General features: G+C 59.0%; 17 protein-coding genes, 1 tRNA gene and 2 rRNA genes (1 of these 20 cut by a window edge). 10 read left to right on the plus strand and 10 right to left on the minus strand.

All coding sequences use genetic code 11. The annotated features are described in order from the left end of the window. From RDA78_RS10535 to RDA78_RS10545, 3 genes are all read left to right on the plus strand, one after another. Positions 1-2,242: ribosomal RNA gene (locus RDA78_RS10535) — 23S ribosomal RNA — on the plus strand (it extends 481 nt beyond the left edge of the window). Positions 2,243-2,647: 405 nt separating this feature from the next. Continuing rightward, a 5S ribosomal RNA gene (rrf, locus tag RDA78_RS10540) occupies positions 2,648-2,762 on the plus strand. Positions 2,763-2,806: 44 nt separating this feature from the next. Continuing rightward, a tRNA-Met gene (locus RDA78_RS10545) sits at positions 2,807-2,883 on the plus strand. Positions 2,884-3,121: 238 nt separating this feature from the next. Here RDA78_RS10545 and RDA78_RS10550 read toward each other — a convergent pair. Further along, positions 3,122-4,075, minus strand: a complete 954-nt coding sequence (locus RDA78_RS10550) for a LysR family transcriptional regulator (protein WP_434055268.1) — start codon at positions 4,073-4,075, stop codon at positions 3,122-3,124. Positions 4,076-4,484: 409 nt separating this feature from the next. Between RDA78_RS10550 and RDA78_RS10555 the strand changes: the two genes are divergently transcribed. The 3 genes from RDA78_RS10555 to RDA78_RS10565 all read left to right on the plus strand — a co-directional run bounded on the left by RDA78_RS10555 (position 4,485) and on the right by RDA78_RS10565 (position 10,861). Further along, entirely contained in the window at positions 4,485-7,664 is a 3,180-nt protein-coding gene (locus tag RDA78_RS10555) for a beta strand repeat-containing protein (RefSeq protein WP_434055269.1), read from the plus strand. Positions 7,665-7,754: 90 nt separating this feature from the next. After that, complete coding sequence (locus RDA78_RS10560; RefSeq protein WP_434055270.1) at positions 7,755-9,494, plus strand: type I secretion system permease/ATPase; 1,740 nt, start codon at positions 7,755-7,757, stop codon at positions 9,492-9,494. Then, positions 9,491-10,861, plus strand: coding sequence for an HlyD family type I secretion periplasmic adaptor subunit (locus tag RDA78_RS10565; RefSeq protein ID WP_434055271.1), 1,371 nt, complete (start codon positions 9,491-9,493; stop codon positions 10,859-10,861). Before RDA78_RS10560 ends, RDA78_RS10565 begins: the two co-directional genes overlap by 4 nt. A gap of 119 nt (positions 10,862-10,980) precedes the next feature. On the opposite strand, the gene rbsK is transcribed toward RDA78_RS10565, so the two are convergent. The 3 genes from rbsK to RDA78_RS10580 all read right to left on the minus strand — a co-directional run bounded on the left by rbsK (position 10,981) and on the right by RDA78_RS10580 (position 13,514). After that, the gene (rbsK, locus tag RDA78_RS10570) at positions 10,981-11,910 is read right to left on the minus strand and encodes a ribokinase (RefSeq protein WP_434055272.1); all 930 of its coding nucleotides are present in this window, start codon (positions 11,908-11,910) and stop codon (positions 10,981-10,983) included. Further along, a complete protein-coding gene (locus RDA78_RS10575; RefSeq protein WP_434055273.1) occupies positions 11,907-12,359 on the minus strand; it encodes an RbsD/FucU family protein in 453 nt (150 codons plus the stop codon). The genes rbsK and RDA78_RS10575 overlap by 4 nt, the downstream gene beginning before the upstream one ends. A gap of 84 nt (positions 12,360-12,443) precedes the next feature. Next, on the minus strand, positions 12,444-13,514 hold the full coding sequence (locus RDA78_RS10580; protein WP_434055274.1) for an ABC transporter ATP-binding protein: 1,071 nt from the start codon (positions 13,512-13,514) through the stop codon (positions 12,444-12,446). Positions 13,515-13,735: 221 nt separating this feature from the next. Here RDA78_RS10580 and RDA78_RS10585 point away from each other — a divergent pair, with 221 nt between their 5' ends. The 3 genes from RDA78_RS10585 to RDA78_RS10595 all read left to right on the plus strand — a co-directional run bounded on the left by RDA78_RS10585 (position 13,736) and on the right by RDA78_RS10595 (position 17,482). Continuing rightward, positions 13,736-15,391: an extracellular solute-binding protein gene (locus RDA78_RS10585; RefSeq protein ID WP_434055275.1), complete on the plus strand. Its 1,656-nt coding sequence runs from the start codon at positions 13,736-13,738 to the stop codon at positions 15,389-15,391. A gap of 65 nt (positions 15,392-15,456) precedes the next feature. Next, positions 15,457-16,563: a carbohydrate ABC transporter permease gene (locus RDA78_RS10590; RefSeq protein ID WP_434055276.1), complete on the plus strand. Its 1,107-nt coding sequence runs from the start codon at positions 15,457-15,459 to the stop codon at positions 16,561-16,563. A gap of 1 nt (position 16,564) precedes the next feature. Next, positions 16,565-17,482 carry a carbohydrate ABC transporter permease gene (locus RDA78_RS10595; RefSeq protein WP_422037315.1) on the plus strand — a complete coding sequence of 306 codons (918 nt, stop codon included), beginning with the start codon at positions 16,565-16,567 and terminating at the stop codon, positions 17,480-17,482. A 31-nt stretch (positions 17,483-17,513) separates the two neighbouring features. On the opposite strand, the gene RDA78_RS10600 is transcribed toward RDA78_RS10595, so the two are convergent. The 3 genes from RDA78_RS10600 to RDA78_RS10610 are packed head-to-tail and all read right to left on the minus strand — an operon-like array spanning position 17,514 to position 20,886. Continuing rightward, positions 17,514-19,001 (minus strand): FGGY-family carbohydrate kinase, encoded by a 1,488-nt coding sequence (locus RDA78_RS10600; RefSeq protein WP_434055277.1) that lies wholly within the window; start codon positions 18,999-19,001, stop codon positions 17,514-17,516. Further along, entirely contained in the window at positions 18,998-20,068 is a 1,071-nt protein-coding gene (locus tag RDA78_RS10605; RefSeq protein WP_434055278.1) for a M42 family metallopeptidase, read from the minus strand. Before RDA78_RS10605 ends, RDA78_RS10600 begins: the two co-directional genes overlap by 4 nt. Beyond that, positions 20,065-20,886, minus strand: coding sequence for a BtpA/SgcQ family protein (locus RDA78_RS10610; RefSeq protein ID WP_434055279.1), 822 nt, complete (start codon positions 20,884-20,886; stop codon positions 20,065-20,067). Before RDA78_RS10610 ends, RDA78_RS10605 begins: the two co-directional genes overlap by 4 nt. Positions 20,887-20,957: 71 nt before the next feature. On the opposite strand from RDA78_RS10610, the gene RDA78_RS10615 reads away from it, so the two are divergent. Continuing rightward, a complete protein-coding gene (locus RDA78_RS10615) occupies positions 20,958-21,980 on the plus strand; it encodes an aldo/keto reductase (protein ID WP_434055280.1) in 1,023 nt (340 codons plus the stop codon). Between the two features lie 38 nt (positions 21,981-22,018). Here RDA78_RS10615 and RDA78_RS10620 read toward each other — a convergent pair whose 3' ends face one another. From RDA78_RS10620 to RDA78_RS10630, 3 genes are read right to left on the minus strand one after another with little or no spacing between them, the layout of a single operon-like run. Continuing rightward, positions 22,019-22,867, minus strand: a complete 849-nt coding sequence (locus RDA78_RS10620; RefSeq protein ID WP_434055281.1) for a PfkB family carbohydrate kinase — start codon at positions 22,865-22,867, stop codon at positions 22,019-22,021. Then, the gene (locus tag RDA78_RS10625) at positions 22,864-23,835 is read right to left on the minus strand and encodes a sugar phosphate isomerase/epimerase family protein (protein ID WP_434055282.1); all 972 of its coding nucleotides are present in this window, start codon (positions 23,833-23,835) and stop codon (positions 22,864-22,866) included. Before RDA78_RS10625 ends, RDA78_RS10620 begins: the two co-directional genes overlap by 4 nt. Further along, the gene (locus tag RDA78_RS10630; protein WP_434055283.1) at positions 23,832-24,551 is read right to left on the minus strand and encodes a GntR family transcriptional regulator; all 720 of its coding nucleotides are present in this window, start codon (positions 24,549-24,551) and stop codon (positions 23,832-23,834) included. Before RDA78_RS10630 ends, RDA78_RS10625 begins: the two co-directional genes overlap by 4 nt. Positions 24,552-24,783 lie beyond the last annotated feature (232 nt).

Raw genomic sequence — 24,783 nt, forward strand, 5'->3', positions numbered from 1 at the left:
GAAACCGGATGCCTACAAACAGTTGGAGGGCTTTGTGCCTGACAGCGTACCTTTTGTATAATGGGTCAGCGACTTAATTTAACGAGCAAGCTTAAGCCGATAGGTGTAGGCGCAGCGAAAGCGAGTCTGAATAGGGCGATGAGTTCGTTGGATTAGACCCGAAACCGAGTGATCTAGCCATGGCCAGGTTGAAGGTGCGGTAACACGCACTGGAGGACCGAACCCACGCCTGTTGAAAAAGTCGGGGATGAGCTGTGGCTAGGGGTGAAAGGCCAATCAAACTCGGAAATAGCTGGTTCTCCGCGAAATCTATTTAGGTAGAGCGTCGGATGAATACTCTCGGGGGTAGAGCACTGGATGGGCTATGGGGGCTTACCGCCTTACTGATCCTAACCAAACTCCGAATACCGAGAAGTACTATCCGGCAGACACACAGTGGGTGCTAACGTCCATTGTGGAGAGGGAAACAACCCTGACCGCCAGTTAAGGTCCCTAAGTTATGGCTAAGTGGGAAAGGATGTAGGACTCCCAAAACAACCAGGATGTTGGCTTAGAAGCAGCCATCATTTAAAGAAAGCGTAACAGCTCACTGGTCTAAATAAGGGGTCCCGCGCCGAAAATGTACCGGGGCTCAAGCCATACACCGAAACTGCGGGTGTGCGTAAGCACGCGGTAGCGGAGCGTTCTGTAAGTCTGCGAAGGGATACCTGTGAGGGGTCCTGGAGATATCAGAAGTGCGAATGCTGACATGAGTAACGATAAAGCGGGTGAGAGACCCGCTCGCCGAAAGTCCAAGGGTTCCTGCGCAACGCTAATCGGCGCAGGGTTAGCCGGCCCCTAAGGCGAGGCCGAAAGGCGTAGTCGATGGGAATGCAGTTAATATTCTGCAGCTTGGTGGTAGTGACGGATGCAGTGTGTTGTATCTCCTTATTGGATTGGGGGTGCAGCGAATGTGTTCCAGGAAATAGCTCCACCTTATAAACCGTACCCGAAACCGACACAGGTGGACTGGTAGAGAATACCAAGGCGCTTGAGAGAACTATGCTGAAGGAACTCGGCAAAATGCTCCCGTAAGTTCGCGAGAAGGGAGACCTCTTTGTGGGCAACCACGAGGGGGTGGCACAGACCAGGGGGTGGCGACTGTTTATCAAAAACACAGGGCTCTGCGAAGCCGCAAGGCGACGTATAGGGTCTGACGCCTGCCCGGTGCTGGAAGGTTAAGAGGAGGTGTGAGAGCACCGAATTGAAGCCCCAGTAAACGGCGGCCGTAACTATAACGGTCCTAAGGTAGCGAAATTCCTTGTCGGGTAAGTTCCGACCTGCACGAATGGCGTAACGACTTCCCCGCTGTCTCCAGCATAGACTCAGTGAAATTGAATTCCCCGTGAAGATGCGGGGTTCCTGCGGTCAGACGGAAAGACCCCGTGCACCTTTACTACAGCTTCACACTGGTATTCGTCACGACATGTGTAGGATAGGTGGTAGACGTTGAAGCCTTGGCGCCAGCTGAGGTGGAGTCACCCTTGAAATACCACCCTTGTCGTCATGGATATCTAACCGCGGTACAACAATATCCGGGACCGTGTGTGGCGGGTAGTTTGACTGGGGCGGTCGCCTCCCAAATGGTAACGGAGGCGCGCGAAGGTGGGCTCAGAGCGGTCGGAAATCGCTCGTTGAGTGCAATGGCATAAGCCTGCCTGACTGCGAGACTGACAAGTCGAGCAGAGACGAAAGTCGGCCATAGTGATCCGGTGGTCCCTCGTGGAAGGGCCATCGCTCAACGGATAAAAGGTACGCCGGGGATAACAGGCTGATGATGCCCAAGAGTCCATATCGACGGCATTGTTTGGCACCTCGATGTCGACTCATCACATCCTGGGGCTGGAGCAGGTCCCAAGGGTTTGGCTGTTCGCCAATTAAAGTGGTACGTGAGTTGGGTTCAGAACGTCGCGAGACAGTTCGGTCCCTATCTGCCGTGGGTGTAGGAGAATTGAGAGGATCTGTCCCTAGTACGAGAGGACCGGGATGGACGTACCTCTGGTGGACCTGTTGTGGCGCCAGCCGCATTGCAGGGTAGCTATGTACGGAAGGGATAACCGCTGAAAGCATCTAAGCGGGAAACCCACCTCAAAACCAGTTCTCCCTGAAGAGCCGTGGAAGACCACCACGTCGATAGGAAGCGTGTGGAAGTGTGGCAACACATGAAGCTTAGCTTTACTAATAGCTCGTTCGGCTTGATCGCTCTCATTAATCAATGCTCATCTTTGCCAAAGCGCCTTGGCGCTTTGGAAAGACTGGTTTTTATGTCCTCACGCGCGTACGTCCTTCGGACTGCGCTCCAGACGGGGCGCCAAACGATTGGCGGCCCACGGTCGTGGGCTTGGAAGCTGAAGCTTCCTCGTCATGTCCCTGGCAACGCTCTGGAAGAGAAGACGAAACCAATCTGAAAACCGATAATTAAGAAAAGACCAGTTCTCATGAAGGCCTCAGGTTCCGATCCCGCAAGGGAAAAGAGCCCGAACCGTCAGGTTCGCAAGGCCGACCGGCCGCCGCGCACGTTTGCGCGCCCCGTCCGGAGGTTAGGGCGAAGCCCGATCAACCGTGAGGACAGATCCAACCAGTTCACGACAAAACTGCGCTTCGCCGGCCTGGTGGCCTCAGCGGGGAGCCCCCACCCGATCCCATCCCGAACTCGGCCGTGAAACTCCCCAGCGCCAATGGTACTGCATCTTAAGGTGTGGGAGAGTAGGTCGCCGCCAGGCCTGCTAAACGCAGTGAAATCTCTTCAACCGATCCTCGACCTTCACGCGGGATGGAGCAGTCCGGTAGCTCGTCAGGCTCATAACCTGAAGGTCGCAGGTTCAAATCCTGCTCCCGCAACCAAATTCGACAACAGCCTCATCCCGTAAGGGGTGGGGCTGTTGTCGTATTCGGGTGGGGGATACAGGCGAGAACCTCCCCCGGCCCCTTCAAGGAGGGCTAAGCCCGACGCACAAGGGCAAAAAAACACCAAATCCTGCTCCCGCAACCAACAAAAACAGCCGCCCAACTCGGGCGGCTTTTTTGTAGGTTAGGGGGCGCCGATTTAAAACTGACGGGGGCCCTTCAAGGACGGCAAAGGTCAGCACATTGTTTCGCGTGAAAGGTTCACCGTTCCCCTTGGTGGTTTTGCTTCGATGCAGGATCGGATCGAGTCGATGACGCCAAAACGCGAATAGTCTTTTCTCGATATCGCTCCCAGTTCGCGCAAGCTGCCATTCCCGCCGAACGGGATGAATGTCAGTCCCAGGTTGTCCCTTTTGAACTGCTCGGCCGCGATGCCGTTCACGATCGTGCAGGCGTCACTATGGGCCAGGTGGCGGCACAAGGTTTCGAAGCGGACGGACCTCACATCGATGCCAAGCCGCTCGGCCGCTCCGGAGGACGAATCCGGCAGCTCCTTTTCCAGATCATATCCGAATGGTGTGTCGAAGCGGACGATGAACTCGGCCGGGACCTCAGATGCCTTTATTTCATTTCTTTGCGACAACACATGCCCGTGCCGCATACCAAGAAAAAGCGGCTCCAGCCAGAGCGGTGTGAAGGTGGGAAGGTCAATGGTTTCGCCGCCGAAAATCATGTCGTAGCTGTTGCGGGAAATCAAAGCGGCGTCGAGTTGCATCTCGCCTACCATTTGCGACAGTGCTCTGGGTTTTTCCTCGACGATTACCAGACGAAGGCCACTGTGGATGCTGCTCAGCATATCGAGAAAATAGCCGGACAGGTAGGCGGCCAGCGTCGGTGTCATGCCAAGTCTGAAGGGCGTGGCATCCAGTTTCCGGTAGTTCTGAGCGGTATTGGAGATATGGTCGACGATGGTATTGATCTTGGTAGCACATGCGACGATGTGCTCACCAAACTCCGTCAGCAATACTTCGTTTTTTGTCCGCTTGAAGATCGTGACGCCAAGCTCCAGCTCCAGTTTCTTGACCTGATTTGAAAGCGCGGGTTGGCTGACGTTTGACGCACGTGCTGCATGCGTAAAGTTTTTGTGCCGTGCGACGGCGACGACATACTGTAAATCGCGGAGGTTCATCCGAAACTCTGATACCTGTTGCTGGCATCGGCAAATCTAGGCGCGAACCGGCGACGGCGAAATACAAGTCTCTTCACAAATTGTTGGAAATGTTCGAGGAAGTGGTGATCAACCACCCCTTTCACACGTCAGATGCAAATGAGGACAAACATCCTCTTTTCGATCACGTTTTTTCCATCCGGAGTGAAAGAATAGTTTTCCAGGTCCAAGGTGAACGCGCGCAAGTATCTGAAACAATGCAGGAAAGCTAAATTAATTTGATAAAACAAGCCGTGATTATTTCAAAAGATTATGGCCTGTATTGGCAATTTGAATTTCAACAACGGAGGCGTTCACAACAGATCCATGAGTGCCGGGCGCCGTCATGCAGAGGGCGTACCCGGGCCACAAAACTCATGGAGATTTCCAAATGCTATCTGGGATGCTTGCCGGTCTTCGGGCGCGATTGCTCACGACGTCCACACTGGCTCAAGAAACCGTCCGCGACGGCCAGTCGCTGACGAATGGCGTGTTCAACAACGTTGTCGTTGACAACACGCCAGCCTTCGTTCTCGACAACGACTTCGCACGCTTACTGAATTTCGGCAAGGTCACGACCAACAATGCTGCCGCTGCGGTTTCGGTCGGCGGTGAAGACGCGCAGGTCTTCAATTTCCGCAATGCGCGCATTGAAGCAAATAGCGGTCCTGACGCGCTTGCGGCCGGTATCCAGGTCAGCGGCAGCGCCGACATACGGAACTTCGGCATCGTTGACGGTGACTTCAACGGCGTTCAATTCGCCGGCGCACAGTCTTCCGGCCGGCTGGACAATTTCCGCGGCGGCGTGATTTCCTCCGACAGCCGCGCGGTCGATATCCAGGGTGAGGGTGTCAGTGTCCGCAACTTCGGAGATATCGTCGGCACGGGCGACCAGCGCAACGGCACCATCTACACCAACAGCACCGCGGAAGACTTTTCGATCAGCAACTTCACGGGCGGCACCATCGATGCCGGTGAAGGCAATCAGGGCGCCGGTATCTCGCTCCAGGTTGGGGACGTGCTGAACGATGTCGTTCAGGGCACGATCTTCAACGGCTTCGGCGCCGTCATCCAGGGCCGTGGCGACGCAGCAGCCTCCAACATCCCGCTTGCTGGCGACGGTATCCGGATTGACGATGGCGCGGAGGGTGCCGTCCTTGAGACCGATATCTTCAACAGCGGTCTCATCAGCACGGAAAGCAGCCAGGGCACGACGGCCGGCATTCGGATTGCCGATGGCGTTGCGGCCGAGGGCCGTATTTTCAACTCCAGTACAGGCACGATCGAAGGCCCGCGCAACGGGCTCTACATCGGGGATGCCGAGCATGATCTCAGCGTTCAGAATTTCGGCACGATCCAGTCCGGGAGCCGGGCGGTCAACATCGATGGTTCCGGCGTCGATCTCATCAACGGCGGCGATATTCTCGGTACAGGCGATCAGCGCAACGGCACGATCTACGCCGACGACACCGCGCGCGACTTTTCGATCACCAACCTGCCGACCGGTGTCATTGACGCCGGCGAACACAATGACGGAGCCGGCATCTCGCTGTCGCTTGCAGAAAACGGCAATGGCGATGTTGAAATCGAAAACGCCGGAACGATCAACGGCCGCGGCCAGGCTTCTGCCGCTGCAGGAACGGCCGGTGACGGTATCCGGCTGGAAGGGGTTCGGCTGAACGAAGGCGGTTTTGCCGCTGCACTCTTCACCGGTGCAATCACCAACTCCGGGGAGGTCATCGCGGAAAGCCAGCAGGGGACCGTCGGTGCATTCCGCTCGGTCAACGGCGTGAATTTCCAGGGTGCCCTGGTGAACGAGGCGGGCGGTGTTTTTGCCGGCGCACAAAACGGCGTCTATTTCGGAACCGGTGACCATTCCGGCGGTTCCTTCGTCAACCAGGGAACCGTGTCATCCGACAGCCGGGCGTTGAACATCGACGGCGACGGTCTCGACGTTGTCAACCAGGGCGCAATCCTGGCGACCGGCGCGCAGCGCAACGGCACCGTCTACGCAGACGGCACCGCCGACAACTACACTTTCACGAACCAGGGAACGGTCGACGCAAACGGCAACAACGCCTCGGGCGTTTCGCTCCAGACAGGTGATGTCGACGGGGATATCGTCTCGGCATCGGTCATCAACCAGGGTGCCATCCTCGGCGGCGGAGATGCGACGGACGGAAACACGGTTGGCGACGGCCTGCGCCTCTTCTCCAACGTGGAAGATGCCGGGTTTGCCGGCCTCGTTGAAAACGAAGGCGTCATCGCCGGTTCCGAAAGTTCAGACGCAGCTGCCGGTATCCGGATCGACGGAGGCCTGGATATCTTGGGTGCGATCATCAACGAAGGAGAAATCTCGGGCAAGATCAACGCGATCGATGCCCGCGAGGCAGGCGACGTCACAATCGTCAACGATGGCGGTGTTATCGACGGCAATGTCCTGCTCGGGAACGGCGATGACATTTTCGTCGACCTCGGCCTCGTGGACGGCGTTCTCGACGGCGGAGCCGGCCGCGACGTGCTGATTGCGGGTGAGGGTGACAACATCCTTGTCGGCGGTCTCGGCAACGATTTCCTGGACGGCGGGGAAGGCACCGACACGGCAGACTTCTCGGACCTGGATGTCGCGGTCAATGTAAATCTCGGCGCAAACGGCAACGGAACCGCAACCCGGGATACCGGCTTTACCGTCCGCGTCGACAACGCCGTTGTTGCAGCTCCCACCCAGTTCGGGTCTGCGATTGCCGATGGCGCGGCGTTCGTTGATCAGGCCGTTGACGGCAACCTCTACTACAACATCCACACATCGGACTTCCCCGGCGGTGAGATCAGGGGGCAGTTGCTCGTCGACAGCGACGTCACCGAGCAGGGCATCCGCACGATCGAGCTCTCAGGGGGGCTTGACGCCGCTCAGGAGCCGGGACCGCTATCGGATAGCGAGGCAACCGGCGAGGCGAGTGTGACCATTGTTCAGAATCTGGTCACAGGCGAGGTCATCTATTCGAGCGTGCTTGACGTGTCCGGCCTCAACGAAGCCGACCTGCAGACGCCGATCCCCGGCGTTGTGTCCGCCATCCATTTGCACAACGCACCTGCCGGTCAAAACGGTCCGGTGGTCCAGGACACGCTTGTGGATGCCGGAGCAACGCTCGATGTAGCGGCAGAGGTCACCAATACCGGCGTCGTCGGCGAGGACGTCATCGAAAACCGTGTTGAGACCGATGTGCTCAACTCGATCGAAAACGTCATCGGGTCCAACGATGGCGATGTCATCACCGGGAGCAATTTCGACAATGTCCTGAACGGTGCCGGTGGTGACGACCTGCTTGAGGGTGGCGATGGCTCCGACATCTTTGTTGCCAGCCTGGGCGCCGACACCGTCAGTGACTTCGAACTTGGCTCGGATCTGATTTCAGGTGGCGATTTCGCACCTGATTTCGATGTCGCCGAGGTTCTAACCGGCGCGGTCCAAGATGGCTCGGATGCAGTCCTGTCCTTCGGGTCGGACAGCACGCTGCGCCTGGTCAACGTTGACGCGTCGCAACTGAGCGAAGACGACTTCGTCGTCTAAGCCGGTTGCTCAGGGTGGCGGTGACCGCTGTCGCCACCCTGTGTCTTTCCAAATGATCGGACCCGAACCCCCTAGTTATGGAGCAAGCAAATGTTCCGCAAAGTCTCTCCTGTCCGGCACGCCTGGTCTTCGCTCCGCGCCGGTTTCGTTGCAATTGCGCTTTTCAGCATGGCGCTCAACATTCTGGCGCTCGCAGCCCCGCTTTACATGCTTCAGGTCTATGACCGCGTTCTGACCAGCCAGAACATGGATACTCTCATCGCACTCACGTTGCTGCTCGGTGGTGTCCTCGTTGTCACGGGCCTGCTCGACTGGATACGGCAGCGGATGCTGAACCGGTTAGGTGCAAGATTTGAACTCAAGGTCGGTATCCCCGTATTGAACGCGGCGATGCGCGGGAAGGTCCATGGCGACCGGTCGGCAGGTGACAACACCGTTGAAGATGTCAACGGATTCAGGGACTTCGTCTCCGGAAGCGCGCTGCTGGCGTTTTTCGATGCTCCCTGGATCCCGGTCTATATCTGTGTGCTTTACCTTCTTCACCCGTATCTGGGGCATCTGGGTCTGGCAGGCGCGATCGTCCTCACCGTGCTTGCCCTGATCAACAATGCGCGCAGTCATGATACAATGACCGAGGCTGCCGAAGCCCGCAGGAGAAGCGACACGCTGTACCGGGCAGGCGAGGCGAATGCCGAAATCGTCCATGCCATGGGCATGCGCGGCGATCTTGCCCTCAGATGGCATGACCTTCAGGTCGAGGCCCATCAGTTGAAAACCAGGGTCAACGATCGTCTTTCAACCTTTTCCGTTTTCTCCAAGACGATTCGGGCGGCACTCCAGTCCGGCATTCTCGGCCTCGGTGGAGCGCTTGCCATTTCCGGTGAAAGCACAGCCGGTGTCATGATCGCGGCGACGATCGTGCTCGGGAGGGCGCTTGCACCGATCGATCAGTTGATCGGCCAGTGGCGCAGCTTTCTGGCAGCGAGCGGATCCTACGCCAAGCTCCGGAAACTCGTGCATGCGTATCCGGCTGACCAGAAACGTCTGCAATTGCCCAAACCGCAGGTCTCCGTGAGCGTGGCGATCCAGAGGGCGGGGCCTCCGGCTGCGCAGACCGCGACCCTGTCGGACATCCGGATGAACCTTCAGGCGGGGGATGCGGTTGCGGTGATCGGACCGAGCGCGTCGGGCAAAACCACACTCGCCAAGATGATTGCCGGTGTCTGGACACCGCAGCGCGGTTCGATCCGGCTCGACGGCAACCCGACAGCCAAGTGGGACCCGGAAGAGCTTGGTGCCAATATTGGCTATTTGCCCCAGGAAATTGCCTTGTTCGATGGAACGGTCAGGGAGAACATCGCCCGGTTTGCAGCGAATATCGACGATGCTCTCGTGCTGGAGGCGGCCCTTGCAGCCGACGTGCATGACCTCGTCTCCAGTCTGCCGGACGGCTACGAGACCCGCATTGGCAACGGCTATTTCTTGTCCGGCGGGCAACGGCAGCGGATCGCTCTCGCCCGGGCTCTTTACGGCAATCCGTTTCTCCTGGTGCTCGACGAGCCCAACTCAGACCTCGATTCTACCGGAGAGGCAGCGCTGCAAAAAGCAGTGCGCACCACCCAGGAACGCGGCGGGGTGGTGGTGATGATGACCCATCGCCCAAGCAGTCTGCAGGTTGTCGACAAGGTGCTCGTACTCAATCAGGGCGTCCAGACCGCATTTGGAGCCAGGGATGAAGTTCTGCGCGACATGAAGCGGAACGTACTGCCTGTAAGCCGGCAGAAACGGAATGAAATCAGCGAAGATACCCAGGAAAGGGCCGTCCAATGAAAGACCTGACACTTTCACCCCAAAGCCGCGCCGTCTCCCCCCTCGGGCATGCGGAAAGCCCCAAGCTGTACTCCGCAGAACCAAGGATCGGGGCACTTGTCTTGTTCGGCGTCTTGGTCATGGCGGCCTTTTTCGGCGGCACAGCCTATTGGGCACACCGGGCAAAGCTTGATGGCGCCGTGGTTGCCCAGGCGTCTTTCGTCGTCGACGGAAACCGCAAGACCGTTCAACATCTGGACGGCGGCATTGTTCGCGATCTTCTGGTCAAGGATGGTGATTTCGTCGAAGCCGGACAGCCGCTTGTTGCTTTCGACAGCACTGAAGCCGATGTCGACCTGACGGTGCTCAGCAGTCAGATCGGCGAACTGTCCGCACGGCGCGCAAGGCTGTTTGCCCAGATCAATCAGGCAACCGCCTTTCGCAAAAGCGATGTCGCGGCTCTGATCGGGGGACGCATTCCGGAGGTGCTCTGGGAAAACGCATACCTGACGCAAAAGCGTGTTTTTGAATCTGAAGCCAGAGCGCGGGCCAGCGAGAAGAGGGTACTCGAGCGCCGGCTTACCGCTCTGGAAGACCAGATCCGGGGCCTTGAAGAGCAGCGCCAATCCAATGCGCGGCAGATCGAGATCTCCAATGGGGAACTGGAAACGCTGCGGCCGCTTTTCGACAAGGGCCTGGTGACGGCGATCAGGATGAATTCCATCCGCCTTGATATCGAGCGTCTTGTCGGACTGGATGCCGGTCTCAGGACGGACCAGGCTCGCGCCAGAAACGAAATCGGTGAGTTGGAGCTCGATGATTTCAGTGCAAAGCAGCAGAGGCTGGAGTCTGTTTCGGAAAATCTTGCTGCCGTGGAGGCACAGATCGCCGCGGTCGAACCTCAGTTCAAGGGTGCTGCGGAGCGTCAAAAACGCGTGGTCGTGAACGCACCCGTGAGTGGCACGGTGGTCAATATGGCACTGCACACGCTTGGCGGCGTCGTTCGTCCCGGCGAGGACATCCTGGAACTCGTTCCGAAAAGTGAGGAACTGATCATCGAGGCTCGCATCAACACCTCCGATGTCGAGAAGCTTTGGATTGGACAGCCGTCCAGGGTCAGGCTGAGCGCGTTTGATCTGGAGGATGTGCCGGAAGCGAATGGAAAGGTTTTCGATGTTTCAGCCGACGCGGTGACCGATGAGAAAACCGGCAACGCCTACTATGTCGCCAGGGTCAGACTCGACGAACAGCAGCCCTCCGAGGTGGCCGGGCTGGATCTGGTTCCGGGAATGCCGGCCGACCTGTTCATAACGACCGGTGAGCGCACCGTGCTGAGTTACCTGGCCCAACCGCTCAGCAACAGACTTGCAAGGACGTTTACGGAGTAGAAGACAACGAAGGACGCAAGCCGGTGTATGGGCAGCGTCCTTCGGCGCTCGCCCGGGGCCCGGCACTTGCAACGGACGAAGCCCCGGAAATCCGCCGGTGTCCTTCAGGCCGGGTTCGGTCAGCCGGGGTTTTGCCGGAGCAGGTCCTCAATTTCCGACCGGGCGGGCATCGACGGGGCCGTCCCCTGCCGTGTGACGGATATGGACGCCGTTGCCGTTGCGAACCGGATCGCCTCGATTGGCGGCATGCCCTGCGCAAGGCCGGCTGCGAAGCCGCCGTTGAATGCATCGCCGGCACCGGTGGTCTCAAGGATGGGCCCGGCGGACATGGCGGGAACATGTTTTGCTTCGGCGCCGTCGTGAAACAGGCACCCGTTTTCGCCGAGCGTGATGATCGCGGCCCTTGCGCCGCGCCTGATCAGCTCTTCGGCGGCCTTCGTGGCGTCTTCGACGGTGCGTACGCTCAGCCCGGTAATGGCTTCGGTCTCCGATTCGTTGGGCGTGACATAGTCGCAAAGCGCGAGCATGGAATCGGGAAGTTCGGCGGCCGGAGCCGGGTTCAGGATCGTTGTCGCCCCGGCATTCCTGGCCACGTCCAGGGCATATTCGGCGGTCTCAAGCGGTTGTTCGAGCTGCGTGAGGAAAACCTTGCAGGTCTTGAGAGCATCCTGCCGGGCATCAATGTCGGACGGGCCCAGACTGGCGGCAATGCCGGGGCACACGATGATGGCATTATCGCCGGTGGCATCGTCGATAAAGATATAGGCGGCCCCTGTGTATCCTTCCGCGTGCTGCGAAGCCAGCGACGTTACCCCGGCCTTCGACCAGGTTGACAGGGCCATGTCGGCGAAAGGATCCATCCCGAGTTTGGTCAGCATGCCGACCCTGGCGCCGGCCATGCCGGCCGCAACCGCCTGGTTGGACCCCTTCCCACCCGGTCCCAGCGCAAAGGATTTCCCCAGGATGGTCTCACCCATCTTCGGTGGCCGCGACGCGCGATATGCGGTGTCCGCGACAAAGACACCCAGAATGACGATGTCCAAACTCATTGTTCCGGTCCTATGACACCTTTGCGAAGCACAAAACACCCGTAAAAGCGCCGTTCCCCGGTCTGGATCACGGCGTAGCTCTGGCGCGCCAGATCATAGAACGCGAAGCGTTCGACCCCGATCATGGGACGGGAACCACCCTCGGCCGTGTCAATCTTTTCCTGGACTTCGCGCTGCACGTCCGGGATCTCGTCCGGTGTGCCGACAATTTCCATCCGCATCGCGAAGTCGTCGACAAAGGTGTCGAGCGGGAGCACCGACAGGATCGCCTCGATCGCTTCAGCGGCAGTGAGATTTTCCATCCGCAACAGCGATCCGCAGACGGTGCTTCTGGCAACGCTGTCTGACGGGAAATTCGTGTCGGAGATGACGATCGCGTCTCCATGACCCATGGCCCGCAGACAGTGCAAGACATCGGCGTTCAGTCTCGGATCAATCCCTTTCAGCATTCTTGGCTCCTCTCTGCAGATACCGACTTCCGCAGCTTCGCGGATTAAGTCTGAACCATCGTCTGGTCCGGAGTCGACCTTTCGTCACGGCTCGATCCGCAATCCGTCATCGGCCCCGAACAGGTGGAAGTGGTCTGTGTCTATCCCGAGATGGACCTGATCTCCCGTGGACAGGGCGTGCCGTTCCCTGAAAACCGCGGTCATTTCCCCGTCGCCGAACTGGAACACGACGTGGATTTCCGGACCGGTCGGCTCGACGACCCGGACCGTTGCGGGCAGACCCTTGTCCGACAGTTGCAAGTGCTCCGGACGCACACCCAGTCTGACATCGCGGCCAGGTTCCAGACCACCGAATCCGGGCAAGTCAAGCACGGTTCCGCCAACTGAAATCTGAACGCTGTCCGCCCCGGCCCCTTCGATCTTTCCGTCGATGAGATTCATTGACGGTGATCCGATGAAGCTGGCAACAAAACTGTTTTTGGGCCGGTCGTACAAATCGAGCGGGCTTCCAATCTGCTCGACATTCCCGCCATTCAGTACCACGATCTTGTCTGCCATCGTCATGGCTTCAATCTGGTCGTGGGTGACATAGATGGTGGTGGTCTGCAAACGCTGATGCAGTTCCCTGATCTCCGTGCGCATCTGCACGCGCAGCTTTGCGTCCAGGTTCGACAGCGGTTCGTCGAAGAGAAAGACCTGCGGGTCACGGACGATCGCGCGGCCCATTGCAACCCGCTGGCGCTGTCCTCCCGAAAGGGCACGTGGATAACGCCCGAGATAGGGTGTCAGACCAAGGATTTCCGCCGCGTCCGCCACGCGTTTCTTGATCGCCGCCTTGTCCATCTTTTTCAGCTTCAGCGAGAACCCCATGTTCGCCTCGACCGTCTTGTGCGGGTAAAGGGCGTAGGACTGAAACACCATCGCAATGTCGCGTTCGTTAGGCGGCAAATGATTGACCCGGCGTTCCCCGATGTTAATGTCACCGGATGTAATTTCCTCAAGGCCCGCGATCATGCGCAGGAGGGTCGATTTCCCGCATCCTGACGGCCCAACCAGAACCACGAACTCGCCGTCCGTAATGTCCACGTCGATACCGTGAATTACTTCGGTGTCGCCATAACTTTTGCGCACTTGCTTGACAGCAACTTCAGCCATTGAGCCTCACAAAGCCGTTCCTACCCCCTTCACCGGGTAGCTTATTGGTAAGAATTTGTCCACCTCTGACCCTACTAACATGTTAGCTACTTGACAGCACGTACGCGAATTGGGACGTTACCCGTCGGAAGTCTGCTCCGATTGGATAAGATCTCTCTGCTTTGGAGGAGAACACCCGTCAAAAAGGGTGTCTTTGCAGGGGTTGGCCAACTTGACGTGTAATGGGAGGAATTGACGTGAAAGTTAGCGATTACAATACGATAATGCATCGTCAGCTAAGCCGGCGCGGTTTGCTCAAGGGCGCTGCGAGCGTAGGCGCGATTGCCGCCGTGAGCTCGGTTGCGACCGGTATCCCTTTCAGTTCGGCCAGGGCGCAGTCGGATCTGCGCGCCGAAATTCTGAAAATCCCGGGCGTCGGTCAAGGGTCGCCAACGGACGCCGACTGGCAGAAAGTCGGCGAAATGTGCCTCGGCCCGACAAAGGAGCGCGTCGCGGAAGGTGAGTTCGAAGGCGTTGAGCTGACCTTCATGGGGCTGAACAACCAGAACCTCCACAATTTCCTGTTTCGCGGTTTCCTGAAACCTTGGGAAGCCTATACCGGTGCGAAGATCAACTGGGTTGACCTTGCCCAGGCCGACTACAATCCGCGTCTGCAACAGGCTATCGCGACCGGAACCGTCGACTTCGACATCATCGAGATGGGTGCGCCTTTCGAGGGTGACACGGCCGGCAAGGGTCTTCTCGACGAGATGCCGGACTGGGTCGAAGAGCAGATTGATGCAGAAGATCTCGTGAGTTATCTCAAGCCGCCGGTTGGCACGTGGGATGGCAAGAAGTACCGGGTCACCATCGACGGTGACTGTCACACCTTCGCCTACCGGACCGACTACTTCGGCGACGGTGCGATCGGCGGTGCATCCGTTCCCAGAACCTGGCAGGACGTGAACACCGTCACCAAGGCGCTGATCGGCAAGGAAGACCCGCTGACCGGCCTGCCGGCACACGGGTATCTCGACCCGCTCAAGGGCTGGGGCGGCTTCGGGTTCTACTTCCTCGAAAACCGGGCTGCGGTCTATGCCAAGCATCCCGATGATCCGGCCTGGCTGTTCGATCCGGACACAATGAAGCCGCGCGTCAACAACCCGGCCTGGGTGCAGGCGATCCAGGACGTGCTCGACCTGATTGAGGCCGGCGCCTACCCGGCTGACCAGATCAACGCTGATCCGGGCACAACCGGCTTCCAGCAGTTCCTCGCAGGAACGGGGTCCATGCTGATGTGGTGGGGCGATATCGGCTCAAGCGCGCGCACATCCGACACTTCTGTTGTCGGCGACGTTGTCGGCTTCGGCATCAATCCCGGCTCCGATCGCGTCTACAACAGCAAGTCAGGTGCCTGGGAAGAGACCTACAATGAAGCGCCGAACATGGCCTATCTCGGCTGGGGCATCTATGTGACCAAGCGGGTCTCAGGTGACGAGAAGAAGCGCAAGGCAGCCTGGAGCGCTGCGGCGCATCTTGGCGGCAAGGACATCAGCCTCTGGATGTCGGCCTATCCGTCCGGTTTCCAGCCTTACCGCAACTCCCACTTCCAGTTCGATGAATGGGAAGCTGCCGGGTATGATCGTGCCTATATCGAAGATTATCTGGGCTCGAACGCGGATAGCTACAATCATCCGAATGCGGCCATCGAGCCCCGGATCCCGGGTATCTTCCAGTACTATTCGGTGGCAGAGGACGAGCTGGCCAAAGGCTATGCCGGACAGTACGGATCGGCTCAGGAAATCGGCGACGCGATCGCCGCTGCCTGGGAGAAGATCACCGACCAGATCGGCCGGGAGAACCAGATCAAGCTTTACAAGGCTTCGCTTGGACTGTGATTTGAACCTGCGGGCAGGCGCTTCGTGCCTGCCCGCAAACCTGGGGAAGGCGGGGCAAGACTGGAATGAGTTCCGAAGGTGATCGGCTTCATGTTGTAACCGCCGACGATATCTCCGAACAGCGCAAGCGTTTCGGCAAGATCCTGGTCTGGGGGTCAGCGGGCCTGCTGGCACTTATCGCAATTCTCCAGGTGGCTGATCAAGGCGGCTGGATCGACCTGGGGTTCGCGAACTGGCGGCCGACACTCTATGCCTACATTTTTTGGGGCATTTGCCTGTGCGCGTCGCAAGTGATCACGCGCGGAGAGCATGGCAAGCGAACGCTGTTCGTGCTTCCAGCCACGTTGTTCGTGGTCTCGATGGTCGTGTTTCCGCTTCTTTTCGGATTGGTCATTGCCTTCTCCGACTGGAACCTCGCGTCTCCCGACGGGCGAAAATTCAACGGCATAGACAATCTGCTGCAAATGTGGAGCGACCCGTTCTACTGGAACGCGCTGCGCAACATGGTCTGGTATACGCTCGCGATCATCGTGGAATATGCCATCGCGTTCGGTCTCGCCCTGCTGCTCAACGCGGAAATCAGGGCGCGTAAATTCTTTCGGGTGGCATTCCTGTTGCCGCTCATGCTGTCGCCTGTCGCGGTTTCCTGGATGATCGGGAAATCCATGCTGGAAAACCGGTTCGGTCCGGTGGCCAGATTGTTGCGGGAACTGGGGGTGGAAAATCCTTCCTTCTTTTCGTCGCCCGAAATCGCCCAGCTGATGATCATGCTGATGGATGCCTGGACATATATTCCCTTCATGATGATCATGATACTGGCAGGCCTGCAGGCGATCCCGCGTGAGCTCAACGAAGCCGCGCGCGTTGACGGCGCGGGCGCGTGGACGCAGTTTTGGGAAGTCACTTTCCCGCTCATGCTCCCGGTCTCCATAACCGCGATCCTGATCCGGATCATCTTCAAGCTGAAGCTCGCGGACATCATCATCAACGTCACGTCCGGTGGGCCCGGCGGGGCGACGGACAGCGTGACGAGTTTCATTTTCCGGGAATATCGCGACCGGTCAAATGTCGGCTACGGAACACTTCTTGCCATTGTCTATCTGGTCATCATCGTCATCGCCATGACCCTTCTGATCAAGGCGGCCGACCGTTGGATGCGCCCGAGGTACTGAGATGACGACCCAGATTTTCCACGACACAGAGGCGGACCGGACCTTCAGGGCGAAACGGATATCGGGACGAATCCTGATCTACGGTATCCTGATCGTCTGGGCGTTCATTTCGATCTTTCCGATCTACTGGACGATCACGACAAGCTTCAAGATGGCGCCCGATGTCATGAAGGGGAACATGGTGCCGTGGTGGGATTACATCCCGAAATGGCTTGGATGGCGCTCGCTCGGACTATCGCCCGACACCATCGCGAACGAGAGCACGGTTCGCGAAGAATTCCTGAAAAGGTTCTGGAACTCGACCGTTGTTGCGGTCTCTGCCTCCACGCTCGCCGTCATGCTGGGCAGCATGACGGCGTATGGCCTGTCCCGGTTCAACTACCGTTTCGGTTTCATGCGGAACCCGGATATTTCGTTCTTCTTCCTGAGCCAGCTCATTTTGCCGCCGGTCGTGCTCGCGCTTCCCTTTCTGGTCCTCTACAAGTCGCTCGCAATGCTGGATACGCGGATAGGCCTCATTCTGCTCTATACGCTGACCGTTCTGCCCATCGTGATCTGGATCATGCGGGATCAGTTCGGCTCCATTCCAACCGAGCTTGAAGAGGCAGCGCTCGTCGACGGCCTCTCGATCTGGGGGGCGTTCCTGACCATCATTCTGCCGATTGCGGCACCCGGTATGGTCGCCTCGTTTATCCTGTCGCTCGTTCTGACCTGGAACGAGTATTTCTTCGCCGCTCTGTTGACTTCAAGCCACGCCACCACCTTGCCGGTGATGGTCGCCAGTCAGACCGGATCACAGGGCATCAGCTGGTGGTCGATGGCGGCCCTCAGTTTTGCGGCCATTCTCCCGTTGATCATCATCGGGATCGCGCTGGAGCGTTTCATCATCAAGGGCATGGCTGCCGGCGCGGTGAAATGATCGGCAGCGTCAGAACGCACCGCGTGAGCTTCTATCCGAGTTCGGCGGCAATATCCTTGGTCTGCTCGTAGAGCCTGCGGAAGAGCGGATAGGCCTTGCGGTAAGCTGCAATATCGTTCGGATGGACCGTCTGTGCGGCAGAGTTCCACGTGGCTATGTCGTCAATCTGCGCTTCGCCGATCGCCAACCGGGCCAGAAACGCGTCACCATAGCTCGCACCGACCGTCTTCTGACAGACGATCTGGCTCAGTCCGGACGTGTCCGATGTGCCCTGCAGCCACACGGTGTTTTTTGTCCCGCCACCGACTGCGAGGATACGTGCCGGTTCGACACCGGCCTCGCGATACGTCTCGACAACATGGGCCGTGCCGAACGTGATCCCCTCAAGGAGCGCCCTGTACATGTGTCCGCGCGTGTGAGTCAGGTTCAGCCCGAAAAAGGTCCCTTTCGCCTGCGGGTCATGCAAGGGTGTCCGCTCGCCAGAGAAATAGGGCAGGAAGAGCAGTCCGTCCGCACCGGGTGGAATTGACTCGGCTTCCTGGGCGAGGGTCGCAAACGCGGTTTCCTTCGGCAGTTCGCGGGCGAACTGATCGCGAAACCAGTGGGTCAGCGTACCGGAGGTCGCGAGGCCCGCCATGGACGCGTGCTGACCCGGAAGCAGCCAGGGTGCGTACCAGAGCCGCCCGTCCTGAACGCGGTCTTCGGTCAGCGTGATGATGAAAATGGTCGATCCGTACATCATCATCATATCGCCGTTTGACCGGACGCCCACGCTGAGTGCCTCCGCGGCTGCGTCTATTGTTCCCGATGTGACAGGCGTGCCTTCGGCAAGACCTGTTTTTGCGGCAGCTTCGGCTGTCACGTGGCCGGCGATCTCGGACGACCACAGCAATCGCGGCAACTTGTCCGCCTGCAGGATCTCCGGGGCCAGATCGAAGCACCAGTCTTGCGTGGTCACATCATAGAGGGGGGATAAATTCGCCGCCGTGTAGTGATCGATCACGTATTCGCCGGTCAGCCGGTGAACGATGAAGCTGGTCGAGGTCAGGATCTTGTGCGCCTGCTCATAGATCTCCGGGCGATTGTTTTTCAGCCACAGGATCTTTGGGCCGACCGACTGGGATGTGAGCGCGTTGCCGCAACGCTGAAGCAGAACATCGTTGCCGATCCGGTCGGTGAGTTCCGAGACTTCGCTCATGGCTCTGGTGTCGACCCCGTAAAGCACACCGTTCATCAGAGGGGAGCCGTCCCCGTCGACCGGGAGCATGCAGGGGCCGATCGCCGAACAGGCAACGCATTTGATCTCATCACCGGTGATGCCGGACTGCCGGATAAGGTCCCTTGTCACCGTGACGAAGTCCCCCCACCAGTCTTCCTCCGGCCGGTGCTCCGCCCATCCCGGCTGCGGCACGGTCATTTCATGGGCGTGGCGCGCGGTGGCAGCGACGTTACCCGTCGCGTCGACCAGAACGCCTTTGGTTTCATAAGTGCCGATGTCAACGCCAAGGGTGTAGCTCATGAGCCGCGCTCCAACTTGATTTCCGGTGTTACGTGCCCGAGCGCGGCGCAAAGAAGTGCGGCGAGGTCCTCAAGGTCGCTGATCTGGCACACTTCCAGCGAGGAGTGGCTGTATCGCATGGGAAAGCCGACATCGATCGACGCGACGCCTTCTCCGACCAGCTGCACGTAACTGAGGTCGGTCAGGACGCCGACCTGCGCAGATCGTTGCAGCGGCATTTGAAGTTTAGCGGCGGCGGTTTCAAAAAGGGTAACGAGCGCGGGGTGCGGCAGGACGCCGTTGAGCGTTCCGCGTCCGTGAAAACTGTAGAGACTGATACCGGGTCCGCCACCAAGGCGCATCTCGCCCGCATCGGACATGTCCGGAGTGTCACACGCCAGCATGAGATCGATCTGTATGGCGATATCGGGTTTCAGGCTCTGGGCGGCGACCACCGCGCCGCGCAGATTGAATTCTTCCTGCGTGGAAAACACGACATGGACGGTCGGACCGTCCTGCCGCGTGGCGAGTGACCTGGCGACGTCCAGAAGCACGGCGCATCCGGCCCTGTCGTCTATTGCCGTGCCGGCAACGCGACCCTCGGCAAGATGCATGAAATTGGGTGCGTAGGTAACCGGTGTCCCGATCTGGATACCGTCGGCCTCCGCGGACGCCTTGCTGGTGTAGCCGGCATCGATGTAAAGGTCGGCGGCCTTGGGAACGACGTATTTTTCATCGGGTTGGGTTGCGTGGTGGCTCTTGTTTGCAATGACGCCTGGAATGTCCCTGCCGGTCCTGGCGGATATGACGACGGCTTGCGACAGAAGGGCGCGCTCGGGCACGCCGCCCAGCCTTTGAACCCTGATCAGGCCGGTCTCGTCGACCTTCCTGACCACAAACCCCAACTGGTCCATATGCGTGAAAAGCATCACCGAAGGCCCGGTTCCGGGGAACGTCGCAATCAGGTTACCGAGACGGTCCGTTCTGCACGGGACCGGCATTCTTGCGGCGATCTCGCTTGCGACGCGGTCTTCATGTCCGGAAAGCCCCGGGATCATGACGAGCGCCTGCAGGTCTTCGCCGATCATCGGGCGGCCCTCGCACGATCCATGAACTGCTTGGCGCGATCCGGGTCGACCGGGTTCCACGTGTTGCCGTCCACTTTCAGGCTTGAGCCGACAACGCATCCGTCTGAAATGCGCAGAACATCGGCAACCGTGTGAAGCTTCACACCCGTGTTGGCCAGAACGGGCGTATCGGGGAGAGTAGCCTTCACGGCTTCGAGATCTTCCATGCACGCCGCTTCACCTGTGATCTGGCCTGATACGAGAATGGCGTCCGGGATTGAGGAAAACACTGCGGATCGGGCGCGATCGGCAAGCGGCCGCCGATCGAGACTGTCGGCAAACTCCGCGCAAACGTTATAGAGCATCAGAAGGTCGTTTTTTTCCAGGCGCTTTCGATAGCGCAGGGCCTCACCGGCGTCAGGTGCCCAGTGTCCCATGTCGCTGGCATAGGCGCCGGTGAAGATCTCACGGCAGAATGTTGCGCCACAGGCGGCAGCGAGCGCAATCGTACTCTTTGGATCCCACAGAACGTTGACCCCGAACGGGACCGTGATCTGGTCGCGCAGTCGGCCAATTACATAAGCCATCGTGGCCGTGCTTGCCGGGTCCACAGCGAACTCATAGGGGCGGTCATTTTCATTTCCGAACATTACCGCGTCGACGCCCGCCGCCTGCAGGGCGCGAAGGTCAGCTTCGGCGTCGCTCAAGAGACCGGACAGGCCGCGTTCCGTGTCATAGAGCGGCGTTCCGGGCAACGCCCCGAAATGAACCATGGCGATAACGGGTTTGGGGGTTCCAAAAACAGTTTCGAAATTCGCCACCAGGTTTCCTCCACGCATTCCTGTCAACAAAATTGAAGGTGCAGTCTAACTCATTTGATACTAGCATGTCAGTTAAAAGGAGGCATGGTATGGCGTTACAGACACGACATTGGGACAGGCTCGGGAACGGCGGCGTTACCGTTACGAAACTTGGTTTCGGAACCGCGCCGCTCGGAAATCTGTACCGGGCAGTCCCGGACGAGGATGCCCAGAAGATCCTGACGGCTTCCTGGGACGCCGGTGTGCGCTACTTCGATACCGCTCCCCTCTATGGACTTGGTCTCTCGGAGACCCGGCTCAATCCACTCTTGCGCGGCAAGGACCGGGACAGTTATGTCCTGTCGACAAAGATCGGCAGAATCCTGCAGGTGACACATCCCGACCAGCGTGACGGGTTCGGAAAGTGGTTCGACGTGCCCGCAAGGCGCGAGGTCTACGACTACACCTACGATGGAGTGCTGCGCTCAATCGAATTCAGTCTGGAACGGCTGGGAATTGACCGGATCGACATCCTGTTTGCCCATGATCTGGATCTTTTCAATCACGGCACGCAAGACGCACTCGACGCCAAGCTGAGCGAGTTCATGAATGGCGGATACAAGGCGCTGCTCTCGTTGAGGGATCAGGGTACGATCAAGGCATTCGGTGCCGGAGTGAACGAATGGCAACCCTGCCAATGGATGGCCGAACGCGGCGACTTTGACATCTTTCTTCTGGCGGGCAGATACACACTGCTCGAGCAGGAGGCCCTCAACAGTTTCCTGCCGCTCTGCGAGGCGCGCGATATCGGCGTCGTCATCGGTGGTCCCTATAACTCCGGCATCCTGGCAACAGGTCCCAAACCGGGCGCTTTCTACAACTACGAGCCGGCTCCCGAAGACGTGCTCGAGAGAGTGCGCGCGATCCAGGACATCTGTGACCGGCACGGTGTTCGCATGGTGGATGCCGCGTTCCAGTTTCCACTCCGTCACCCATCGGTTGTTTCGGTCATTCCGGGAGGGCAGGGCGTTGCCGAAATGGAAAGCAATATTCGCGCAGAAAACGCTGACATCCCCGAAGCTCTCTGGACCGATCTGAAGACTGTGGGTCTTGTGCGGGAGGACGCCCCATGATCGCACACAAGGATGTCCGCCAGCACAGCTGACCGGTTCTACCGGTTTCCGGACACGTGATCGGCTGCTGCTAGCTGTGCGCTTTCGATGGCTGTATCGAAAGGTGCGCCGTCTACACATGCCGCGGCAAATGTGCCGACAAAGACGTCACCGGCACCGTGGGTGGAACGGACAGCCGTTTTCCTGGCGGGCTGATGGCGCGGTGTCTCACCGCTGCGTGCGTAGCACACGCCGTCGCCTCCGAGCGTCACCATGATATCCGATCCGGGGACGAGACCCTGAAGCGTTTGAACACTCTCGGCCGGATCGAGATCCGCCGGATCCCGGCCCAGCAGATCTGATGCCTCCACGCGGTTCACGATCAGCACATTCACGCTCTGAAGGTCCGCGACGGTGAGCCCGAGGGCGGGCGCCGCGTTGAGCACGACCGGAATACCGGCCTGATGCGCCTTTTGCTTGATCTCAAGCAGCGCGTTATGCGTCAGCTCGTTCTGCATGAGCACCATCCGGCAAGTGCCTGGGATGTTCAACAAGCCGGTATCGAACTTGTGGTTCTCCGCAGAAACGATAACGGCGCCGTAGTTGCCGTCAGCGTCGACAATGGCGGCGCTCATGCCCGAAGCGTCCGGCCCAACCTGCAGGGCTGAGACGTCGATCCCGGCATCAGTCAATCGGCGTTTCATTTCGATGCCGGCCTGATCCGATCCGATCCGCCCTGCGAAGGCGACATCTGCCCCTGCAAGAGCCGCCGCGACGGCCTGGTTTCCGCCCTTGCCGCCGAATTGATAGGCGACGGAAGAACCGCGCAAGGTTTCATCGATATACGGCAGCCTGGGTGCCTGCACCACGACATCCCAGTGCAAGGCGCCTGTGACCAGGATCGTCATGACCCGTACAACTTGCGGGCAACGATCCTCTGAGAGATCGCGGCGTCCTGGCGGCTGATCGCTCCGGCGAGTTCAGGATCGTCCGACAGGCTCTCGGCCACGTCCAGGAGCCGATCGGTCATGATAATATTGGTGCGCGCCTCCTCGATCGGGTTCAGCCCGCCCATGTCGGGAAACGTATCGAAGTAGATCACATCCGTCTGGTTCGCGCGCAGCGTCGCGATCAGAAGTTCGACCGTCTGGATGGCGTGTACGGACCCCACCATCAGGCCGTCATCGCGCTTGCCGTAGCCGTCGTTCAGGTGCAGGCCGATCATCCGGGAATGGCGCGCGATCAGAGCGGCCGAACAGGCCGGCATTTCATCGGCATAAAGGACATGCGCGAAATCGAGCGTCACGCCAAGATTGGCGGCATTCACTTCCCTGCAGGCGAGCAACGTCGTGCCGATGTCCGGCATCAGGGCAAACGCCCGCGGCTCGTTCGGCTTGTACTCTATGGCGATATCAAGCGCGGGATTGTGAGCACAAACCTCCTGGATCGCATGTACCGTGTGATCCCAGGCTTCGGCATAGTCCATCTGAAATGCGTAGTCGAACCCGTCCTGTCCCATCCAGAGCGTAACGACCCTGCCTCCCATACGGGCACAAGCATCCAGTCCTCTTTTGGTGATGTCGATGGCGGTCTGGCGGACCGCCGGGTCAGGATTGGTAAAGGCCCCGAGTTTAAACGCCGGTTCCGAATAGTAGCGCATGGCAACGCCGTTCAGATCCAGTTCCGCCTTGCTCAACACGCTTGCGACGCTGTCTTCGCCGTGTTTGGAAAAATGATCCGGATAGTTCAGGTCCGCGGCGCCAAGGCCCTCCACCTGTCCGGCAGCGGCGATCCAGTCGAGCACGTCGGACCCTGGCGAGAGTTGTTTGAAGGCATTCAGGCGGGCCGCGTAGCGGGGACGATTGGGACGTGTCATGGTCGTGAAAAAAGCTCCGGCCGATCGCGTTCTACCGCCTCAAGGTGGCGGATGAGCTGGCCCAGGTGAGACTCCGTTGCGGCTCTGGCGGCGAGTGGGTCCCGCGCTGCAAGCGCATCGACGATTGCGGTATGTTCTTCGAGCGTGTCTGAAACCCGTCTCGGGTTGGGCAAGACGAGTTGGCGGGCGCGGTTGACATGCAGCCAACTGGTCTCGGCGATGGATGCCAGGCGTTTGAAGCGCGTGAAGCCCATGATCAGATTGTGCATCGCGGTGTCGGACTTGTAAAATCCCTGAATATCCTGATCCTCCACAAGTCCTTGCTGTACCTTCAGGTTTCGCCGCAAGAGCGTGATCTGGTCGTCGGTTATGATCTGGGCCACATATTCCACAGCAGCCAGCTCAAAAGCCTCCCTTATAAACGCCCCTTCGCGAACCTCGTCCATTGACAGTTGAGCCACGTATGTTCCCGACTGCGGCATGACCCTGAGCAATCCCTCCGAGGCGAGCCGGGCCACGGCTTCGGAAACGGGGCTCCGGGAGATGCCCAGCTGATCGCAGATCTCAGCTTTGCGCAGGACTTCTCCGGGCTCGTAAGTCAGGGTCAGAATCGCGTCTTTCAGGCTCATGTAAACGCGAGACGACAGACTGCCTTCGTATTCTGACAAAGGTGTCAGCCGAACGGTGCCGGAGGTCTCCATTTCTTTCGCCGTCATTTCGCTCGTTGGTATACTAACATGCTACCTTTCACTCGAAACCCGGACAAGAGTGTTTGTCGACTGATTGCCGCATCCTTGTGAATTCGCAGCCTCCTGGCACAGAATTGGAGGCGATTGCTTTGCCGGCGTGAACAAGCGTCTCCCGGCGGGAGGCATGCGTTGAGATGAAATCGGGAGTGTGACAGGCTCGAAGGACGCGCGGGAAGGCGCCGGTTCGACAGGGAATATC

The organism is Roseibium sp., from assembly GCF_051016195.1.
Lineage (GTDB): Bacteria > Pseudomonadota > Alphaproteobacteria > Rhizobiales > Stappiaceae > Roseibium.

Coding starts and splice junctions, on each gene's coding strand:
- RDA78_RS10550 (WP_434055268.1), bottom strand. CDS start 4,075: ATGAACCTCCGCGATTTACAGTATGTCGTCGCCGTCGCACGGCACAAA.
- RDA78_RS10555 (WP_434055269.1), top strand. CDS start 4,485: ATGCTATCTGGGATGCTTGCCGGTCTTCGGGCGCGATTGCTCACGACG.
- RDA78_RS10560 (WP_434055270.1), top strand. CDS start 7,755: ATGTTCCGCAAAGTCTCTCCTGTCCGGCACGCCTGGTCTTCGCTCCGC.
- RDA78_RS10565 (WP_434055271.1), top strand. CDS start 9,491: ATGAAAGACCTGACACTTTCACCCCAAAGCCGCGCCGTCTCCCCCCTC.
- rbsK (WP_434055272.1), bottom strand. CDS start 11,910: ATGAGTTTGGACATCGTCATTCTGGGTGTCTTTGTCGCGGACACCGCA.
- RDA78_RS10575 (WP_434055273.1), bottom strand. CDS start 12,359: ATGCTGAAAGGGATTGATCCGAGACTGAACGCCGATGTCTTGCACTGT.
- RDA78_RS10580 (WP_434055274.1), bottom strand. CDS start 13,514: ATGGCTGAAGTTGCTGTCAAGCAAGTGCGCAAAAGTTATGGCGACACC.
- RDA78_RS10585 (WP_434055275.1), top strand. CDS start 13,736: ATGGGAGGAATTGACGTGAAAGTTAGCGATTACAATACGATAATGCAT.
- RDA78_RS10590 (WP_434055276.1), top strand. CDS start 15,457: ATGAGTTCCGAAGGTGATCGGCTTCATGTTGTAACCGCCGACGATATC.
- RDA78_RS10595 (WP_422037315.1), top strand. CDS start 16,565: ATGACGACCCAGATTTTCCACGACACAGAGGCGGACCGGACCTTCAGG.
- RDA78_RS10600 (WP_434055277.1), bottom strand. CDS start 19,001: ATGAGCTACACCCTTGGCGTTGACATCGGCACTTATGAAACCAAAGGC.
- RDA78_RS10605 (WP_434055278.1), bottom strand. CDS start 20,068: ATGATCGGCGAAGACCTGCAGGCGCTCGTCATGATCCCGGGGCTTTCC.
- RDA78_RS10610 (WP_434055279.1), bottom strand. CDS start 20,886: ATGCGTGGAGGAAACCTGGTGGCGAATTTCGAAACTGTTTTTGGAACC.
- RDA78_RS10615 (WP_434055280.1), top strand. CDS start 20,958: ATGGCGTTACAGACACGACATTGGGACAGGCTCGGGAACGGCGGCGTT.
- RDA78_RS10620 (WP_434055281.1), bottom strand. CDS start 22,867: ATGACGATCCTGGTCACAGGCGCCTTGCACTGGGATGTCGTGGTGCAG.
- RDA78_RS10625 (WP_434055282.1), bottom strand. CDS start 23,835: ATGACACGTCCCAATCGTCCCCGCTACGCGGCCCGCCTGAATGCCTTC.
- RDA78_RS10630 (WP_434055283.1), bottom strand. CDS start 24,551: ATGACGGCGAAAGAAATGGAGACCTCCGGCACCGTTCGGCTGACACCT.